2 protein-coding genes are annotated in these 1,066 nt (G+C 52.8%); both read right to left on the reverse strand.

The window, feature by feature from the left end; genetic code table 11:
- Positions 1 to 221 (reverse strand): 2Fe-2S iron-sulfur cluster-binding protein (locus ACYQ2M_RS25100; RefSeq protein WP_459919145.1); only part of this gene is annotated, 221 nt, incomplete at its 3' end.
- Positions 221 to 1,066: FAD-binding protein (locus tag ACYQ2M_RS25105; RefSeq protein WP_459919146.1), on the reverse strand; the 846-nt coding region annotated here is incomplete at its 5' end. The genes ACYQ2M_RS25100 and ACYQ2M_RS25105, both read right to left, overlap by 1 nt.

Consider the following 1,066-nt stretch of genomic DNA (forward strand, 5'->3'; position numbering starts at 1 on the left):
CAGGAACCGCAGATACCGGCCCGGCAGATAAAATCAAACTGCAGGGATGGTTCCTGGGTTTCCCGGATGTCGTTCAAGGCAATAAAGATGGTCATACCCGGGGCTTCGGTGACCTCATAGGTCTTCATCACAGGCTTGTCGCCCTTTACCTGGGGATTGAATCTCAAGATGTTGAACTTAAGCACTCTTTCCTGATCCGTTTTTATTTCCTGCTCACTCATTATTTGAATCCCCTCCCGATGCGCTCGTTCTTTCCTTTGAATTTCTCCGGTATCTCAATGGGGTTCAGGAGCCGCTGCAGCTTGAACCGATCGGCACCGGGATTTTCCTTTTTAATTTCTTCAATTTCCGCCACCCGTTTTTCCGTGTCCGGATGATGGATGGTCTGGTCCACACCATAGCCACGGGATCCCGGAGGCATTTCCATCTTCATGACATCCAGGGCCTCGTATTCCACCTCGGGAAGATCGGTGTCGTCACTCTTCCAGTAAGTGAGGGTCCGTTTGAGCCAGTCGCGGTCGTTTCTTTCGGGGAAATCTTCCCGGGCATGGGCGCCACGGCTTTCCTTGCGCAGCATGGCCCCATAGGCCACGCACTGGGCAAGCTTGATCATTTTAGGAACCCGGATCGCTTCCACAAGCTCGGGGTTGGACGAACTGATCTTGTTGCGAAGAGCCACGTTCTTGGAGCGCTGGTGCAGGACCTTGAGTTCTTCCACGGCCTGGGTAAGATCGGTCTCATTTCTGAAAATACCCACCTTGTCCATCATGATCTGCTGCATCTCTTTTTTCAGCTCGTAGGGGTTTTCTCCACGTTCTCGCTTGAGCAGGGTGGAAATCTTGGCCTTTTCCTGCTTCATGAAATGTTCAATGAGTTTGGTATTGATGTTTAACGGATTGTTCTGGCAGTGATCGGCCACGTATTCACCCACAATCATGCCGGCCACCACGGTTTCGGCAACGGAATTGCCCCCGAGACGGTTAAATCCGTGCATGTCCCAGCAGGCGGCTTCACCGGCGGAGAAAAGGCCCTTTAATGTGGGGCTTTCACCGGTGGCCTTGGTGCG

This window comes from Desulfocicer niacini, assembly GCF_054657595.1.